Here is a 17,008-nt window from a genome sequence, read left to right as displayed (position 1 = left end):
CCCCCCCCGGGCGCGGGGGGCGCCCGCGGGGCGGGGCCCCCCCCCGCCCCCCCCCCCACGCTTCCGGCCAAATTCCAGGAGGAGCGTTTCGAGCTCGGGCTCGTCGACCAGCAGCGCGGCATCGTCGAAGGACAGCCACCGCATGTGACGCTCGCCCTTCTCGGGCCATTTCTTCCTCTGTTTGCGAACCTCCAACGGATAGACGTCGACATCCACGAGCCCGAACGACGCCTTGAAGCGCTTCCAGTAGCGATAGCGGCCGAACGGCTTTCGCCGCGCCTTGCCGACCAGTCCCGCTTCCTCGAAGGCTTCGCGCGCCGCCGCATCCGATGGCGACAACCCCTTGATCGGCCAGCCTTTCGGCAGGATGAAGCGCTGCGTCTCCCGCGACGTCATGACCAGGATCTCGATCGCACCGCAATCGGCGACCCGATAGGGCAGCGCCGCGATCTGGCGCTGCTTCGAGTGGGATTTCGTTTTGGTCTTGGACGCTTTCTTCGGCATCGGCCTTTGCGGGTTTCCAGAATCAATGCGCGCTTCGATTCTAACTCAAAGGAACGCCTTTCCCGCACGTGCAATCGAAAATTGATGTTCGCCACATCGGCGCACGTCCCGCGACATTCATCAAGCTGTTGTGGTCGCCGTTTAGCACCCTGCTTGTCTCCACCCCGTTTTTGAGGGCATTGTTCCGTCATCGGCTTCTTGGCGGGAGGAACAATGCCAAAAGTCGTTCCATTGGGAGTGAATCGAATGATCCGAAAGATGCTGATCCCGGCATATGCCACCTGTGCGGTGCTGGGTGCGACCTGCGCGAGTTCGGCGGCCACGCAGCTGCAGTGGTGGCATGCCATGACCGGGGCCAACAACGAGGTCGTCGAGACCTTGGCCAAGGAATTCAACGAAAGCCAGAGCGACTACGAAATCGTTCCGGTGTTCAAGGGCACCTATCCGGAAACCCTGAATGCGGGTATCGCCGCGTTCCGCGCCGGACAGACGCCGGCGATCATCCAGGTCTTCGACGTCGGCACGGGCGTCATGATGGGCGCCGAGGGCGCCGTCATGCCGGTCGCCGACGTTCTGGAGGCCGGCGGCTACAGCTTCGACAAGTCGCAGTACCTGCCGGGCATCGTCGCCTACTATTCCAAGCCGGACGGCACCATGCTGTCCTTCCCGTACAACTCGTCGTCGCCGATCCTCTATTACAACAAGGATCTGTTCGAGAAGGCGGGTCTCGACGTCGATAATCCGCCGAAGACCTGGCAGGAGGTGTTCGACGCCGCCCGCAAGATCAAGGAATCGGGTGCGGCCGAATGCGGATATACTTCCACCTGGCTCACCTGGATCCATCTGGAGAACTTCGCGGCCTGGAACGACGTGCCCTATTCCACCGGCGAGAACGGCCTGGCGACCACCGACGTCGAGCTGAAGATCAACGAACCGATCTACGTCAACCACTTCCAGGCGATCGCCGATCTCGCCAAGGACGGCGTGTTCCGCTACGGCGGCCGCACCTCGGAGGCCAAGCAGCTCTTCCTATCCGGCGAGTGCGCCATCCTCACCGAATCGTCGGGCGGCCTCGGCGACATCGTGAAGTCCGGCATCAACTACGGCATCGGCCAGCTGCCCTACGATGCCGACGCCAAGGGCGCGCCGCAGAACACCATCCCGGGAGGCGCCAGCCTCTGGGTCTTCGGCGGCAAGTCGGACGACGAGGTCAAGGGCATCGCGGAGTTCTTCCATTTCCTGTCGCAGACCGACATCCAGGCGCGCCTTCACCAGGACTCGGGCTACCTGCCCGTGACCATGGCGGCCTACGAGGAGACGAAGAACTCGGGCTTCTATGACGAGAACCCCGGTCGCGAAACGCCGATCACCCAGATGATGGGCAAGGAGCCGACCGAGAACTCGAAGGGTGTGCGCATGCCCAACCTGCCGCAGCTCCGCGACATCGAGAACGAGCAGTTCGAGGCGATGCTGGCCGGCCAGATGACGGCCCAGGAAGCCCTCGACAAGGCGGTCGAACTCGGCAACGCCGCCATCGCCGACGCGCAATAGCCGGCTGCGTCAGCGCCTTCGCCGGGCGGCGGAATGACCGCCCGGCCGACCGTTCCTGCAGGGGCAGTCACGATCTGCCTCGGCAGGCTCCGCTTTCCTGCGAAGTGAGCCCGTGTCCAGAGCCGTCTTTCCCAACCGCGTCCTGCCCTATGTCCTGGTGGCACCGCAGCTCGCCATCACCTTGGTATTCTTCTATTGGCCCGCCGCCCAGGCGCTCTATCAATCGCTGCTGCGGCAGGATCCTTTCGGCCTGAAGACCCGCTTCGTCGGCCTCGCCAATTTCCGTTCCGTCCTCACGGATCCCAACTATCTCAACGCCATCCAGGTGACGCTCGTCTTCAGCCTGGCGACGGCGATCCTGGCGATGGCGCTGGCGCTCCTGCTCGCCAGTGCGGCCGAAAAGGTCGTGCGAGGCCGCGGCCTCTATCGCACGCTGATGATCTGGCCCTATGCGGTGGCTCCCGCCGTGGCCGGCCTGCTCTGGCTCTTCATGTTCAACCCGACCATGGGAACCTTCGCCTATCTGCTTCGTCGCAACGGCATCCATTGGGATCCGCTGCTCGACGGCGATCAGGCAATGCTGCTGGTCATCGCCGCAGCAGCCTGGAAGCAGATCAGCTACAACTTCCTGTTCTTCGTGGCGGCCATGCAGTCGATTCCACGCTCGCTCATCGAGGCGGCGGCGATCGACGGCGCGCATTCGACCAAACGATTCTGGACGATCGTCTTTCCGCTGATCGCGCCGACGACGTTCTTCCTGCTGGTAGTCAACACGGTCTACGCCTTCTTCGATACTTTCGGCATCATCGACGCGGTCACCGGCGGCGGCCCGGCCAAGGCGACGGAAACCCTGGTCTACAAGGTCTACAACGACGGCTTCGTCAATCTCGACCTGGGAGGCTCGGCCGCTCAGTCGGTCATCCTCATGGCGATCGTCATCGGCCTGACGGCCATCCAGTTCCGCTACGTGGAAAAGCGAGTGCACTATGGCTGAGGTCTCGGCTGAAACCGGCTCGGGAAAGGCCGGGCGATGATCGAGCGCAACACCTTCGGCAGGCCCGTGGCGCATCTGCTGCTGATCCTCGGGATCCTGATCGTCGCCTTCCCGATCTATTATACCTTCACCGCCTCGACCCAGACGCTCCAGACGATCCTGCGTCCGCCCCTGCCCCTGGTTCCGGGCGATCATTTCGCTGAAAACTATGGCGAGGCGCTGTTCGGCGGCATCGGGCGCATCGGCGGGGTCGGCGTCGGCACCTTGCTCTTCAACACGCTGGTGATGGCGCTAGGGGTGGCCTGCGGCAAGATCGCGATCTCGATCCTGTCCGCTTTCGCCATCGTGTTTTTCCGCTTTCCGCTCCGAATGGTGTTCTTCTGGCTGATCTTCATCACGCTGATGCTGCCCGTCGAGGTCCGCATCCTGCCGACCTACAAGGTCATGGTCGACCTCGGCCTGATCGATACCTATGCGGGCCTCATCCTGCCGCTCATCGCCTCGGCGACCGCGACGCTGCTCTTTCGCCAGTTCTTCATGACGATCCCCGGCGAACTGGTAGAGGCGGCGCGGATCGATGCGGCGGGGCCGATGCGCTTTTTCCGCGACATCCTCCTGCCCCTGTCGAAGACGAACATCGCCGCCCTCTTCGTCATCCTCTTCATCTATGGCTGGACGCAGTACCTCTGGCCGCTGCTGGTGACCAACGACAACCAGATGAACACGATCGTCATCGCTCTCAAGAAGATGGTCTCCTTTGCCGATGCCGAGACGCCGTGGCACCTGGTGATGGTGACGGCGATCCTGGCGATCGCACCGCCCGTCCTGGTGGTCGTTCTGATGCAGCGCTGGTTCGTGCGCGGTCTCGTCGAAACGGAGAAATGAGATGGCGGCGATCACGCTGAGCGACGTCCAAAAGACCTATCCTGGCGGTGTGCAGGCCGTGAAGGGCGTCTCGCTCGCCGTCGAAGACGGTCATTTCGTCGTCCTCGTCGGACCGTCGGGCTGCGGAAAGTCGACGCTGCTGCGCATGGTGGCGGGCCTCGAGTCGATCACCGACGGCACCATCGACATCGGGGGTCGGGTGGTCAACGAGCTCGAGCCGGCCGAGCGCGACATCGCCATGGTGTTTCAGAACTACGCGCTCTATCCGCATATGACGGTGCGCGGGAATCTGGAATACGGGCTGAAGAACCGGCACATGCCGCGCGCCGAGATCACCCGCCGCGTCGACGAGGCCGCGGGCATCCTGCAGATCGAGGCGTTGCTCGACCGCAAGCCGCGCCAGCTCTCGGGCGGCCAGCGCCAGCGCGTGGCGATGGGCCGGGCGATCGTGCGCGAGCCCGCCGTCTTCCTGTTCGACGAGCCGCTCTCCAACCTCGATGCCAAGCTGCGCGTGCAGATGCGCGCTGAAATCCGCAGCCTGCAGCGCCGCCTCGCCACCACCAGCCTCTACGTCACCCACGATCAGCTAGAGGCCATGACGCTCGCCGATCAGCTCGTCGTCCTGTCGAACGGCCATATCGAACAGGTCGGCACGCCGATGGAGGTCTACGAGCGGCCGGCGAGCCTGTTCGTCGCCACCTTCATCGGCTCTCCGGCGATGAACCTGATCCCGATCGATACCGGCACCGCAGCCGGCCTGACCGGCCCGAGCGCCGTCATGAATGCGATGTCCGACGGCACCACGCTGGGCATCCGTCCCGAGCACATGCGCCTGATCGACGGCGAGCCACCTCGTCCCGAAGAGATCTTGGTGGACCTGACGGTGACCTCGGTCGAGCTCGTCGGCGCCGAAAGCTACGTCTATGGGACGCTGGGCCCGACGCAGACGGAGGTCGCCTTGCGGGTCCCCGGTTATCGCCATTTCGAGGCCGGCGCCCGGATCAGCGCCGCGGCGGAGGCGACCGCCATCCACCGTTTCGAGACCGAAAGCGGCCGTCGGATCGACACGCCCGTTCACATCTGACACGCGGCGATTGACTTGCCTGCATGTAGCAGTAGCTATGGCAATTGTCGGAGAATAATCCGGCAAGGTCTACCGCCGTCGGCGACGGAGTCCTCACCGAACCGAACCAGCATCGACCGCCGCAACCCTGCGGCGGCCTATCTGTGTTCGGGTGGATGACGTCGTCGGATCCACTTCGAGAATCTTCGGGGACATATCGTGAGTGACGCAGCCGTAAAGGGCGTCGGGAGGCGGGGCAATGCCCTGGCCCATGTGGCGGCGGCAGAATGGGGGCGCGGACTCGGCACCCTTCTCAGAATCATCCATATGGCGCTCCGCCATCCCTGGCAGGTCGCGATCTCGATCGGCGCCACGCTGGTGGCGGCCACGCTGCAGCTGACTATCCCGCTGCTGCTCGGGCGCGCCATCGATCAGACTCAGGGGGTCGTGGACGGCGGCGGCGAGGCAACGGACGGCGCGCTGCTGATCACCGCCCTGACGCTCTTGGCCGTCAGCGTGTTGCGCGGCGTCTTCACCCTGCTTCAGAACTATTTCGCCGAATCGGTCGGCCATCACATCGGCTACGAGTTGCGGTTGGCCTTCTATGAGAAGATCCAGCGCCTGAGCTTCGGCTTCCATGATTCGGTGCACTCGGGCGACCTGATCACCATCGGCATGCTTGACCTGGAAGGAGTGCGAATCTTCTTCTCCACCGGTCTGGTGCGCGTGGTGCTCCTGACCATGCTGATCGGCATCGGCGCCTATCTTCTTCTGTCGACCGACGTAACGCTCGGCCTTCTGTCCTTGAGCTTCGTGCCCTTCGTCGCCTGGCGCTCGCCGGTCATGCAGCTCCGGCTGCGCGCCACCTGGCTGGAACTGCAGGAGCGCCTGTCGGTGCTGACGCGCGTCATGGAGGAGAACCTCGCCGGCATTCGCGTCGTGCGCGCCTTCGCCGCCCAGCGCCACGAGATGGAAAAGTTCGATGGCGCCTCCAAGCGGGCCATGAGCCTGGCGCATCGACGCATCGGCATTCGCGTGCGCAATGCCAGCGCCATGACCTTTTCCTTTTTCGCCGCCATGGGCCTGGTGCTCTGGGTCGGCGGCGGCAAGGTGATGGATGGCGAAATCAGCGTCGGCACACTGGCCTCGTTCCTGACCTTCATGACCATCCTGCAGATGCCGGTCCGCCAGCTCGGCCTGATGGTGAACTCCTTCTCGCGGGCCTCCACCTGCGGCTCCCGGCTGTTCGCCATCCTGGACCTCGATCCCGCCGTCCGGGACGTCGAGGGTGCCAAGCCGCTGGCGGTGACCGACGGCGTGCTGCGCTTCGACAACGTCGGCTTTGCCTACCCCGAAGCGCCCGACCGTCCGATCCTCAAGGGCATCAGCTTCGAGGCGCGGCGCGGCGAAACGATCGGCATCGTCGGCCCTCCGGGAGCCGGCAAGTCGACGCTCGCCCACCTCATTCCCCGATTCTACGACGTCACAGAGGGACAGATCACCATCGACGGCCAGGACATCGGCCAGGTCACGCTGCGCTCGCTGCGCCAGACCGTAGCCGTGGTGCAGCAGGACTCGTTCCTGTTCACCACCTCGATCGAGAACAACATCGCCTATGGCGATCCCTGGGCCAAGGAACAGCGGATCGAACGCGCCAGCGAGTCGGCACAGCTGCACAACTACGTGCTGGGCCTGCCCACCGGCTACGGCACCATCATCGGCGAGCGGGGCGTGTCGCTGTCGGGCGGCCAGCGCCAGCGCCTGTCGATCGCCCGCACCCTGATGCTGAAGCCTGCCGTCATGGTGTTCGACGATTCCACCGCTGCCATCGACGCCGGCACCGAACAGCGCATCCGCGGCGCCATGCGCCGCTATGTGGAGGATCGGGTGACCATCATCATGGCGCACCGGCTGAGCTCGCTGATGCACGCCAACAAGATCCTGTTCCTGGACCGTGGCGAGATCGTCGAGCAGGGCACGCACGAGGAGCTGCTCGCCAAGGGCGGTCGCTACCGCGCGCTCTACGATCTGCAGGTGCGGCCGGGCGACGAGATGCTGGAAAGCGGGAAGGTGCCGGCGCTATGAGCAGGCAGGCGACGAGCGAAGTCGACGTGATCATGCAGGACGACGGACGCCCGCCGCACGCGGTGGTCGGCTCGCACACCGAACGCGAGGAGATGTTCGGCCGGGCCTTCGACGGCCGGATTGTCCGGCGCCTTTGGCGGTTCGTGCAGCCCTACAAGGCCAAGCTGGGGGTGTCGGTCGCCGCGGTGCTGGTGTTCACATTGACCCAGCTCACCATCCCGCTGCTGATCCGCTACGCCATCGATAACGCAATGGACCCCGAGCTCGGCGGTCGAGCCGCCCTTGCCGTCGTCATGATCATCTTCGCGGTCGCGATCCTGATCAACTGGGTCGCCAGCTACGTCCAGGAGACCTTCGTCGGCGAGGTCGCGGAAAACGTCCTGTTCGACATCCGGCGCGCCATGTTCGGGCACCTGCAGAGGGTGTCGCTGTCCTTCATGGACAAGACCGAGACCGGCCGGCTGATGTCGCGCCTGCAGGGCGACGTCAACTCGATGCAGGAATTCCTGGAGACTTCGGTGCTGTCGGTCGGCGATATCGTGCTCCTGTTCGGCATCGTCGCGGTGATGCTGTGGCTCGATTTCCGGCTTGGTCTGATGACGCTGTCGATCGTGCCAGTGCTGCTGCTCGTCCGGCTGGTCTGGCTGCCGCGGGCGCGGGCCTCCTTCATGGCGGCGCACGAGACCAACTCGGTGACCAACGGCGCGCTCGCCGAGGGCATCAACGGCGTGCGCGCGGTTCAGGGCATGGATCGCCAGCATGTCAACTTCACCCTGTTCGACGACAAGGCGTTCGCCAATCTGCGCGCGCAGTTGACGGCGGCGCGCTTCGCCCAGGTGATGATTCCGATCGTCGATACACTGACAGGCCTCGCCATGGTCATCGTCATCACCGTCGGCGGTTCGATGGTGATGAACGACACGCTCGATGTCGGCGTGATGGTCGCGTTCCTGTTCTACATCCAGCGCTTCTTCGACCCGATCCGTTCGCTCACCATGCAGTATTCGGTGATGCAGCGCGCCATGGCCTCGGGCCAGCGGCTGATCGAGGTTCTCGACGTGGCGGTCGACGTCAGGGACGCGCCGAACGCCAAGCCGCTGCCGGCCGACATGGACGGCTCGGTCGAGTTCAAGAACGTCACCTTCGGCTACAATCCCAAGCACCCGGTGCTCAAGGACGTGAACTTCCGCGTCAATCCGGGCGAGACCGTCGCACTGGTCGGCCCGACGGGCTCCGGAAAGTCGAGCGCCATGGCGCTCGCCCATCGCTTCTACGACGTCCAGCAGGGCAGCGTGACCGTTGGCGGCCACGACGTGCGCGATCTGACGCAGGAGTCGCTCGGCCGGCAGATCGCCATGGTGCTGCAGGAGCCGTTTCTGTTCACCGGCACGGTGTTCGAAAACATCCGCTACCATATGCACGAAGCGACGCGCGAAGACGTCGTGGCCGCAGCCAAGGCGGTGGGTGCCCACGACTTCATCCTGAGCCTGCCCGGCGGCTACGACGCCGAACTGGGGGAGCGCGGCGGCAATCTCTCGCTCGGTCAGCGCCAGTTGATCAGCTTCGCCCGCGCCCTGGTCGCCGACGCCAAGATCCTTGTGCTCGACGAGGCCACCGCAAATATCGACAGCTACACCGAGATGCTGATCCAGAAGGCGCTGGTGCGGCTGCTCGAAGGCCGCACCGGCCTGGTCATCGCCCACCGGCTGGCGACCATCCGCGGCGCCGACCGCATCATCGTACTGCAAAGCGGGCGGGTGATCGAGACCGGCAACCACGATCAGCTCATGGCGAAGAAGGGCCTCTACGCCAAGCTCTACAACCTCAACTATTCCTCGTTCGACGACATTCCCGACGACGTTCTGGACGACGGTCTCGACATGCGCACTAGAAACGGAAACCGGTCGAACGTCGTTTTTCTTGATCTGTGAACACATCTTATGCAGCGGACGTTTGCGCCGTCTTTCTGCGCAGGCCACTTGTCAGACGTCTGAGCGTTCAATAGCCTGTCTGACTTTCCTGGCCGGCATACATGCCGGAAAGACTGTGCTGACGAAAGGCGTTTCCGTGACCACACAGCCTCTGCTTCGACTGCACCGCCCACGGCGGCTTCTCGCCGGAATGATGGTCCTTGGCATGGCGAGCCTGAGCGCCCCCCTTGCCTTGGCCGAAACGCCCGCCGACACCCTGGTGATCGCCAATTCGATCGACGACCTGAAGACCTTCGACCCCGGCGAGAGCTTCGAATGGTCCGGCCAGGACGGCATCAACAACATGTACCAGAAGCTCATCGGCATCGATCCGGAGACCAAGGAACTGGTGCCTGGCGTCGCCAAGGATTGGAGCGTCGCCGACGACGGTGTGACCTACACCTTCACCATCGACACCGGCCTGAAGTTCGCCTCCGGCAATCCGGTGCGCCCCGAGGACGTGGTCTGGTCGCTGCGGCGCGCCGTCAAGCTCGACAAGACGCCCTCCTTCATTCTCACACAGTTCGGCTTTACGCCCGACAATGTCGACGAGACGATTACGGCGCCCGGCGACGATACGGTCCAGATCGTCACTGACAAGCCCTATGCTCCGTCCTTCTTCTACAACGCACTGACCGCCGAGATCGGCTCGATCGTCGACGAGAAGACCGTGATGGAGCATGCCGAGGGCGAGGACATGGGCAATGCCTGGCTCGCCACCCATTCGGCCGGCTCCGGACCTTACACGCTGCGAGGCTGGAAGCCGAACGAGTCGGTGCTCTTGGAAGCCAACGAAAACTGGCCCGGCGACCTGGCCATGAAGCGCGTCTTCGTACGTCACGTGCCCGAGCCCGCCACCCAACGTCTGCTTCTGGAAAAGGGCGATGTCGACGTCGCCCGCAATCTGACGCCGGAGGACATCTCCGCGATCGAAGGCAACGACGCTCTGAAGGTCGTCACCGAGCAGCGCGGGCGCATCTTCTATCTGGCCGCCAACCAGCTCGTCGAGCCGCTGGCCAACGTCAAGGTCTTGCAGGCGATCAAGTACCTGATCGACTACAAGGGGATGGCCGACACCATCCTCAAGGGTCAGGTGGCGGTCCATCAGACCTTGCTTCCGGCGGGCTTTCTCGGCGCGATCGACGACACGCCCTACGAGTTGAACGTCGACAAGGCCAAGGAGCTGCTTGCCGAGGCCGGCTATCCGGACGGCTTCGAGGTCGAGCTTCTCGTACGCAACGAGAAGATCCGCACCGACATGGCTCAGGCGATCCAGGCCACGCTCGGCCAGGCCGGCATCAAGGCGAATATTCGCACGGCCACGGGCTCCGAGGTCCTTTCGGCCTTCCGCGGGCGCAAGACTGAGCTGACGCTGGAATCCTGGGGCCCGGACTATCCCGACCCGAACACCAACGCTTCCGTCTTTGCCGCCAACCCCGACAACTCGGAGGAAGCCCAACTCACCGGCAATCTGTCCTGGCGCATCGCCTACCCGGCGGAGGAGACCACGAAAATGGTTGAGGACGCGGTCGTCGAGAAGGACACCGAAAAGCGCAAGGAGATGTACGCCGAGATCCAGCGGACCAATCAGGAGCTTTCGCCCTTCACCTATATCTTCCAGCTCCAGGAGCAGGACGGTGCCGCAAAGGGTGTCGACGGCTTCGGCATGGGTGGCGCGGTCAGCTCGGCCTTCTACTGGCCGGTGACGAAGAGCGCCGAGTAGCGATCCTCATCGCGGCTGGCGGCATGCCGCCAGCCGCGATCGACCGATCATGATGATGCCTATGATGATCCGTTTCGGCAGCGCCCCTTGGCCTGCGCTCCCGGCGCCCGGCAGGGTCGGCGTTGCATGCGCGCCTGGCCGACCTGCCGCTCTCCAGCCTCTCTTCCTGCCGAGCGCCACGGATGAGTGATCGCGACGAGACCGCTTCGCTCGATGGCGATCCGATGGAAGCGGGAGCCGGCGGCGGTCTGATGCTGCCGCGCGTCTTCGCACGCGTCGGCGGCACCCTCGCCAGCCTTCTCATCACGCTGTTCGGCCTGCTCCTCGTCACCTTCGTGATCGGTCGCCTGGTCCCCGTCGACCCCGTTCTTTCGATCGTCGGAGAACGCGCGACGCAGGCGCAATACGATGCGGCTGCCCACGCCCTGGGTCTCGACAGGTCGCTGCCAGAGCAATTCGCGATCTATGTCGGCAGCGTGCTTACCGGCGATTTCGGCATGTCGAACCTGACGTCGCGGCCAGTGATCGCCGATCTCGCCGACGCCTTTCCCGCCACGCTCGAACTGGCGACGCTGGCGACCCTGCTCGGCGTTTTCCTGGGCGTGCCGGCGGGCGTGGTGGCGGCGGTCAACCAGGGCCGCTGGCAGGATCAGACGCTACGCTTCGTCGGGCTGCTCGGCTACTCGATGCCGGTCTTCTGGCTCGGCCTCATCGCGCTGCTCGTCTTCTACGGCCAGCTCGGATGGGTCGGCGGCCCCGGCCGGCTCGACGTCTCCTACGAACTGTCCTACGAGTTCGACGTGACCCGCTACACCGGATCGATCCTGATCGATTCGATCGCGTCGGGTGCCTGGGACGTTTTCCTCAACGCGCTCAGCCACATCGTGCTGCCGGTCGTCGTCCTCGGCTATTTCTCGCTCGCCTACATTTCGCGGATGACGCGCTCCTTCATGCTGGAGCAGCTCGGCCAGGAATATGTCACCACCGCCCGGGTCAAGGGCGTGCCGGAATGGCGCGTGGTCTGGGTCCATGCGCTGGGCAACGCGCTGGTGCCGCTGATCACGGTCATCGCGCTTTCCTACGCCGCACTGCTCGAAGGATCGGTGCTGACGGAAACCGTGTTCGCCTGGCCCGGCCTCGGCCTCTACATCACCAAGGCGCTGTTCGCCGCCGATCTCAACGCCGTGCTCGGCGGCACCGTGGTGATCGGAGCCGTCTTCGTGTTTCTGAACCTCTTGTCCGACCTTCTCTACGTCGCGGTCGATCCGAGGGCGCGATGAGCACGACCAGCCTCGAAACGAAGACCGGCGGCTGGCGCGCGTGGTTGACCACCGACACGCCGACCTCACGGCTGCATGCGCGCTGCATCAGCGCCTGGAACGCCTGGAGTGACCTCTCCGGCAACTTCCTGGCGATGGTGGGGCTGACGATCATCGTCGTCCTGGTCCTGATGGCGCTGTTCGCGCCGCTGATCGCCACTCACGCGCCTAACGTCCAGCACCTGGCCGACCGGCTGCATCCGCCGGGTTGGCAAGGTCACTGGCTCGGCACCGACGAGCTGGGCCGCGACATCTGGAGCCGCATCGTCTATGGCGCCCGCGTCACGCTCTACATCGTCGCCCTGGTCACGGTGACGGCGCCGGTCTTCGGCCTGATCATAGGCACGGTGGCCGGCACCATGGGCGGCTGGACCGACCGCGTCCTGATGCGCCTGACCGACATCTTCCTGGCCTTTCCGCGCCTCATCCTGGCGCTCGCCTTCGTCGCGGCCCTCGGTCCCGGCATTGTCAACGCGGTGCTCGCCATCGCGCTCACCGCGTGGCCGCCCTATGCTCGCGTCGCCAGGGCCGAGACGCTGACGGTGCGGCGCTCCGACTATATCGCGGCGGCCCGTTTGCAGGGCGCTGGCACGCTGCGCATCATCGTCGGCCACATCATGCCGATGTGCCTCGGCTCGGTGATCATCCGCGTGACGCTGGACATGGCCGGCATCATCCTGACGGCGGCCGGGCTCGGCTTCCTCGGCCTGGGCGCGCAACCGCCGCTCGCCGAATGGGGCGCGATGATCTCCACCGGCCGGCAGTATCTCCTGAGCCATTGGTGGGTCGCCACGATCCCCGGCCTCGCCATCCTGACCGTCAGTCTCGGCTTCAACCTGCTCGGCGACGGCCTGCGCGACGTGCTCGACCCGCGGGGCAACCGGCAATGAGCCTTCAGCCCCCCTCGCCCACTCCGCTTCTGGACGTCCGCAATCTCGCCGTCCGCTTCGCCACCCGGAACGGCTCGGTCGATGCGGTGCGCGGCATCTCCTTTTCCGTCGGACGCGAGCGCGTCGGCATCGTCGGCGAATCAGGCTCCGGCAAGTCGATGACCGGCCGCGCCATCCTGCGCCTCGTGCGCGCTCCGGGAATCGCCACCGCCGATCGCCTCGCCCTCGACGGGCAGGAGCTGCAGGGGCTTTCGGAGCGGCAGATGCGGGCCATTCGCGGCCGCCGCATCGCCATGATCATGCAGGACCCGAAATACTCGCTCAACCCGGTGATGCGGGTCGGCCGGCAACTCGTCGAAGCGCTGAAGGTGCACGAGCGCGTGTCCGAGCGCGCCGCCGCCAAGCGGGCGCTTGCGATGCTGGAAGAGGTGCAGATCCGCGATCCCGAGCGCGTCTTCCGGGCCTATCCGCACGAATTGTCCGGCGGCATGGGCCAGCGCGTGATGATCGCCATGATGCTGGTGCCGCGGCCCGACCTGTTGATCGCCGACGAGCCCACCTCCGCGCTGGACGTCACCGTACAGCTCGAAGTCTTGAAGATCCTCGACGACCTGGTGCGCGACCGCGGCATGGGCCTGATCTTCATCAGCCATGACCTTCGCCTCGTCTCGACCTTCTGCGACCGCGTCCTGGTGATGTATCTCGGCCGGATCGTCGAGGAGATCGAGGCCGACCGCCTGGGCGAGGCGAAGCATCCCTACACGCAAGGGCTGCTCCATTGCCTGCCAGAAATCGGCGGCGCGCGCGAGCCGCTGCCGACGCTGCAGAGGGACGAGGCATGGGCATGAGCACGGTTGCTTCGCGCCCATCGGACGCCGCTCGCGCCGGTCAGCCAACCAAATTGTCGGTGCGCGATCTCCGCGTCGTCTTCGGCAACGGCCGCCAGCATGTGAGGGCCGTGCGCGGCGTCAGCTTCGACGTGGAACGCGAGGAGTCGTTCGGCCTCGTCGGCGAATCCGGTTCGGGCAAGTCGACGGTGTTGCGCGCGATCTGCGGTCTCGCACCGACAAGCGGCGGCCAGATCTCGATCGACGGTCAAGGCCTGGGCGAATGGCGCGACAAGGCGTTTGCCCGGTGCGTCCAGATGGTGTTTCAGGATCCGTTCGGTTCGCTTCACCCGCGCCACACCATCGACCGCGTTCTGTCCGAACCGCTGGCGATCCACCGGTTTACCGACCGGGAGGACCGCGTCGTACAGGCGTTGACGGATGTCGGGCTCGACGCGCGCTTCCGCTTTCGGCTGCCGCACCAGCTCTCCGGCGGCCAGCGGCAGCGGGTCGCCATCGCACGCGCCCTGATCGTCGAGCCCGAGATTCTGCTTCTGGACGAGCCGACCTCCGCGCTCGATGCGTCGATCCAGGCGGAAGTTCTCAATCTGCTGCAGCGCGTGCAGGCCGAAAAGAAGCTCACCTTCGTGCTGGTCAGCCACGACCTCGCGGTGATCGACCATATGTGTCAGCGGCTGCTCGTCATGCGCGGCGGCGAGGCGATCGAGGAGCTTGACCGCGATGCGCTGAAAGCTCATGCCGTACGCTTCGACTATACGCGCACCCTCCTGCGGGCGAGCGAAGGCTATGTCCGCTAGCCTTCCCGACCTGCCCTGATTTCGCAGGCCCCCGTCTTCCATCTCTTCCGCACCAGCCGCCCGTTCGATCGTCCGAAGGATTTCACGATGCCCACACCCCTCGTTTTCGATGGCCACAACGACAGCCTCCTGCGCCTCTTCGAAGAAAGCGGCACCGACGCATTCCAGACCTTCCTCGATGGCGGCGCGAAGGGGCACATCGACTTGGAGAAAGCCGCCAGGGGCCGTCTGCGCGGCGGTCTCTTCGCCATCTTTCCGCCCTCGCCACGCGGCGCCTTCAAAATGGAAGCGATGAGCGCCGGCAATTATGCACTGCCGCTGCCCGCCCCCCTGGAGCAGGCCGTCGCCGAAGCCGCGACGATCGGCATGGCGGCGATCCTGTTCCGCCTGGAGCGCGCCTCGGGCGGTCGCCTCAAGGTTTGCCGCAGCGTCTCGGACATCCGCGCCGCCTGGCAGAACAATGCCATGGCCGCCGTGCTTCACATCGAGGGCGCGGAGGCGATCGACGAGGATCTGACCATGCTCGACGTGCTGCATGCCGCCGGGCTGCGTTCGATCGGCATGGTCTGGAGCCGCCCGAACATCTTCGCGCACGGCGTGCCGATGGCCTATCCCTCCTCGCCCGACACCGGGCCGGGGCTGACGGACGCGGGCAAGGCGCTCGTCGCGCGCTGCAACGAGCTGGGCATCATGCTCGACCTCTCGCACCTCAACGAGAAGGGATTCTGGGAGGTCGCGGAGCTGTCCGATGCGCCGCTGGTCGCCACCCACTCCAACGTGCACGCGCTTTGCCCGGTGAGCCGCAATCTGACGGATGCGCAACTCGACGCCGTCGCGGCGTCCAAGGGCGTCGTCGGGCTCAACTTCGCCACCGCCTTCCTGCGCCCCGACGGCAGCATGGATGCCGATACCGGCCTCGACGTGATGCTGGCGCATCTCGATGCGCTGATCGAGCGGCTGGGTGAGGACGGCGTGGCCCTGGGCTCCGATTTCGATGGCGCCGTCATCCCGCGTCCGATCGGCGACGCCGCCGGACTGCCCGCCCTGTTCGAGGCGATGGAGAGCCACGGCTACAGTGCGGATCTCATGGAAAAGCTCGCCCACCGCAACTGGCTGAGCGTTTTCGAGCGCACCTGGAAGGCCTGAGCAGGTCGGTCTCGCGGCATCGGGAGCCTCTGCCTGACGCTTACCGGACATTGAAGAAACAGATCGTCCGCCAACGACTTGCCGATCACACTTCATGCCGTGTTCAAGACGGAGCGAGGTGGTATGGAAGATTTTTTTCATATACGGCTATGCCTGCAAACCCGTGAGGACAGGCATGGATTCGTATCGCGAGGCTGACACGCGCCCGATCGACGTTCGCATCATGGCGGTTTACGACGAGTTGACCGCTAGCGAACGACGGCTCGCCTCCGTCGTCCTGGAGGCGCAGGCCAATTTGTCGAGCTTCACGGCCGGCGAATTGGCGGAGCGGGCCAAGACCTCGAACGCGACCGCCGCCCGCTTCTTCAAGCGGCTCGGCTATCCGAGCTATAGCGAGGCACGGCTGCATGCGCGCCGTGCCGAAGGATGGGGCTCGCCGCTCTACGAACTGACCGGCATCGGCCGTGAGCGCGTGGCCCAGGGCAATTTCGGCCTGCACGTCGCCCAGGACCTGCAGAACCTGACCCGCACCGCCGAAATGCTGAAGGAGCAGGACCTTGCCGAAGCGATCCGCATCCTTGTCGCGGCGCGAAAGGTCTGGGTGCTGGGCTTCCGCAACTCGATGGCGCTGGCTTCCTACGCCCGAGCCCTGCTGATCCACGTCAAGCCGGACGTGCCGCTGCTGCCGCTGGCCGGCATGTCGCTGGGCGAGGATTTGGCCAGCCTGTCGCCGGAGGATGCCCTTCTCGTCGTCGGCTTCCGGCGCCGTCCGGCGGTCCTGCGCGAAGTGCTGACGCTCGCTGCCGAGGTCGGGACGCCCTCGGTTCTGATCGCCGACATGACGGCAGCGCGCACCGCCCAACTGGCCACCGTCACCTTGCGGTCCCACAATCGCGGTCACAGCCTGTTCGACAGCTACGCCGCGCCGATGAGCCTGATCAACTATATCTGCTCGGCCGCCGGCCAGGAGATCGGCGAACCGGCCGTGGAGCGGCTGTCGCGGATCGAGACCTTGCACAGCCGGCTGACCTCGCTGGTCGTTCCGGGGCACGTCCGACAGTCCTCGAAGAAATAGCGGCCGGCTTCACAAAGGGTCTCTGCACGACGAAGCGGCCTTGCCGATGGTTGCAGGCTCGACACCCCGCACATCGTCCGCTTTCTTGGATAAGCACCTTATCCCTGCATCAGCGCAAGAGATCGACTTCACGGTTGCTATCAGCCGTCGCGGACGAT

14 protein-coding genes are annotated in these 17,008 nt (G+C 65.1%); 13 read left to right on the top strand and 1 reads right to left on the bottom strand.

Translation table 11 applies throughout. The annotated features are described in order from the left end of the window. On the bottom strand, positions 1–504 hold a 504-nt coding region (locus SMD10_RS07485), incomplete at its 3' end, for an NUDIX hydrolase (RefSeq protein WP_331685046.1). A 258-nt stretch (positions 505–762) separates the two neighbouring features. Between SMD10_RS07485 and ugpB the strand changes: the two genes are divergently transcribed. The 13 genes from ugpB (at position 763) to SMD10_RS07420 (ending at position 16,850) form a co-directional block, all read left to right on the top strand. Next, a complete protein-coding gene (gene ugpB / locus SMD10_RS07480; RefSeq protein WP_331685045.1) occupies positions 763–2,055 on the top strand; it encodes a sn-glycerol-3-phosphate ABC transporter substrate-binding protein UgpB in 1,293 nt (430 codons plus the stop codon). 112 nt (positions 2,056–2,167) lie between these two features. After that, positions 2,168–3,049: a sn-glycerol-3-phosphate ABC transporter permease UgpA gene (ugpA, locus tag SMD10_RS07475; protein WP_331685044.1), complete on the top strand. Its 882-nt coding sequence runs from the start codon at positions 2,168–2,170 to the stop codon at positions 3,047–3,049. Positions 3,050–3,085: 36 nt separating this feature from the next. Beyond that, positions 3,086–3,934 (top strand): sn-glycerol-3-phosphate ABC transporter permease UgpE, encoded by an 849-nt coding sequence (gene ugpE / locus SMD10_RS07470; protein ID WP_331685043.1) that lies wholly within the window; start codon positions 3,086–3,088, stop codon positions 3,932–3,934. A 1-nt stretch (position 3,935) separates the two neighbouring features. Beyond that, entirely contained in the window at positions 3,936–5,018 is a 1,083-nt protein-coding gene (locus tag SMD10_RS07465; protein ID WP_331685042.1) for a sn-glycerol-3-phosphate import ATP-binding protein UgpC, read from the top strand. A gap of 243 nt (positions 5,019–5,261) precedes the next feature. Next, positions 5,262–7,082, top strand: a complete 1,821-nt coding sequence (locus tag SMD10_RS07460) for an ABC transporter ATP-binding protein (protein WP_432757203.1) — start codon at positions 5,262–5,264, stop codon at positions 7,080–7,082. Continuing rightward, positions 7,079–9,013, top strand: a complete 1,935-nt coding sequence (locus tag SMD10_RS07455) for an ABC transporter ATP-binding protein (protein ID WP_331685040.1) — start codon at positions 7,079–7,081, stop codon at positions 9,011–9,013. Before SMD10_RS07460 ends, SMD10_RS07455 begins: the two co-directional genes overlap by 4 nt. Positions 9,014–9,149: 136 nt before the next feature. Continuing rightward, on the top strand, positions 9,150–10,775 hold the full coding sequence (locus SMD10_RS07450; RefSeq protein WP_331685039.1) for an ABC transporter substrate-binding protein: 1,626 nt from the start codon (positions 9,150–9,152) through the stop codon (positions 10,773–10,775). A gap of 182 nt (positions 10,776–10,957) precedes the next feature. Further along, positions 10,958–12,055 carry an ABC transporter permease gene (locus tag SMD10_RS07445; RefSeq protein ID WP_432757198.1) on the top strand — a complete coding sequence of 366 codons (1,098 nt, stop codon included), beginning with the start codon at positions 10,958–10,960 and terminating at the stop codon, positions 12,053–12,055. Beyond that, on the top strand, positions 12,052–12,984 hold the full coding sequence (locus tag SMD10_RS07440) for an ABC transporter permease (protein WP_331685038.1): 933 nt from the start codon (positions 12,052–12,054) through the stop codon (positions 12,982–12,984). The genes SMD10_RS07445 and SMD10_RS07440 overlap by 4 nt, the downstream gene beginning before the upstream one ends. Next, entirely contained in the window at positions 12,981–13,832 is an 852-nt protein-coding gene (locus tag SMD10_RS07435) for an ABC transporter ATP-binding protein (RefSeq protein ID WP_331685037.1), read from the top strand. The genes SMD10_RS07440 and SMD10_RS07435 overlap by 4 nt, the downstream gene beginning before the upstream one ends. After that, positions 13,829–14,629: an ABC transporter ATP-binding protein gene (locus tag SMD10_RS07430; RefSeq protein WP_331685036.1), complete on the top strand. Its 801-nt coding sequence runs from the start codon at positions 13,829–13,831 to the stop codon at positions 14,627–14,629. The genes SMD10_RS07435 and SMD10_RS07430 overlap by 4 nt, the downstream gene beginning before the upstream one ends. 87 nt (positions 14,630–14,716) lie before the next feature. After that, entirely contained in the window at positions 14,717–15,775 is a 1,059-nt protein-coding gene (locus tag SMD10_RS07425) for a dipeptidase (RefSeq protein WP_331685035.1), read from the top strand. Positions 15,776–15,950: 175 nt separating this feature from the next. Next, on the top strand, positions 15,951–16,850 hold the full coding sequence (locus SMD10_RS07420; protein WP_331685034.1) for a MurR/RpiR family transcriptional regulator: 900 nt from the start codon (positions 15,951–15,953) through the stop codon (positions 16,848–16,850). Positions 16,851–17,008 lie beyond the last annotated feature (158 nt).

Origin of the sequence: Consotaella aegiceratis, assembly GCF_036541425.1 — a bacterium.
Taxonomy (GTDB): domain Bacteria; phylum Pseudomonadota; class Alphaproteobacteria; order Rhizobiales; family Rhizobiaceae; genus Consotaella; species Consotaella aegiceratis.
The sequence above is the reverse complement of the archived record's forward strand: the minus strand, read 5'-3'. Positions and strand labels throughout refer to the sequence as shown.

What these genes read in the sequence shown, in the direction of transcription:
- ugpB (WP_331685045.1), top strand. Translation starts at nt 763, where the DNA reads ATGCTGATCCCGGCATATGCCACCTGTGCGGTGCTGGGTGCGACCTGC.
- ugpE (WP_331685043.1), top strand. Translation starts at nt 3,086, where the DNA reads ATGATCGAGCGCAACACCTTCGGCAGGCCCGTGGCGCATCTGCTGCTG.
- SMD10_RS07465 (WP_331685042.1), top strand. Translation starts at nt 3,936, where the DNA reads ATGGCGGCGATCACGCTGAGCGACGTCCAAAAGACCTATCCTGGCGGT.
- SMD10_RS07455 (WP_331685040.1), top strand. Translation starts at nt 7,079, where the DNA reads ATGAGCAGGCAGGCGACGAGCGAAGTCGACGTGATCATGCAGGACGAC.
- SMD10_RS07445 (WP_432757198.1), top strand. Translation starts at nt 10,958, where the DNA reads ATGAGTGATCGCGACGAGACCGCTTCGCTCGATGGCGATCCGATGGAA.
- SMD10_RS07440 (WP_331685038.1), top strand. Translation starts at nt 12,052, where the DNA reads ATGAGCACGACCAGCCTCGAAACGAAGACCGGCGGCTGGCGCGCGTGG.
- SMD10_RS07435 (WP_331685037.1), top strand. Translation starts at nt 12,981, where the DNA reads ATGAGCCTTCAGCCCCCCTCGCCCACTCCGCTTCTGGACGTCCGCAAT.
- SMD10_RS07430 (WP_331685036.1), top strand. Translation starts at nt 13,829, where the DNA reads ATGAGCACGGTTGCTTCGCGCCCATCGGACGCCGCTCGCGCCGGTCAG.
- SMD10_RS07425 (WP_331685035.1), top strand. Translation starts at nt 14,717, where the DNA reads ATGCCCACACCCCTCGTTTTCGATGGCCACAACGACAGCCTCCTGCGC.
- SMD10_RS07420 (WP_331685034.1), top strand. Translation starts at nt 15,951, where the DNA reads ATGGATTCGTATCGCGAGGCTGACACGCGCCCGATCGACGTTCGCATC.